Raw genomic sequence first — 508 nt, forward strand, 5'->3', positions numbered from 1 at the left:
TCCCAATACAAGAAACATTAATAATTAATGTATTATTCTTATATTGGGAATTTACTGTACAAACATAATCACCATTCCTTTAGTGGCGTGGTATTATATACTGAATTTTCAAAGTTAGAATACGAATTAGGAAGATTATACCTATTTTCAATGACAGATAGTACAGAATTAAAATCTGTTATCTCCTGCACGGTTGGTATTTGACTATAATTTAGTATGGCATATAATAACTTCCTAAATTCAATTTGATACTCTTTATCTAAAGAACTTAACTGTTGAAAGTTAGCAAATCCATTTGCCATAGCAGGGGATAAACATTCCTGTGCGTCAATAATAGACAGATGAAGTATATCTTGTCCCCATCTAATCAAGCAATATTTATGATTATCATTCAACTCTTTTTTGTTGTGGATAGCAACATCAAAAATTGTCCTAAATGCAGCTTTCCGTTGTTCTAATGTTGGCATGTTTAAATATTTAAGGTGAATCTTTTTCCAGTCTTTCTTTC

1 protein-coding gene is annotated in these 508 nt (G+C 30.3%); it reads right to left on the reverse strand.

The genetic code is table 11. From position 1 onward, the window contains the following. Positions 1 to 68: 68 nt before the first annotated feature. Positions 69 to 508 (reverse strand): hypothetical protein (locus tag AB5935_RS24075; RefSeq protein WP_368327664.1); only part of this gene is annotated, 440 nt, incomplete at its 5' end.

The sequence above is a fragment of the Phocaeicola sp. RTP21198st1_B8_RTP21198_201120 genome, assembly GCF_040929485.1.
GTDB classification, from domain to species: domain Bacteria; phylum Bacteroidota; class Bacteroidia; order Bacteroidales; family Bacteroidaceae; genus Phocaeicola; species Phocaeicola dorei.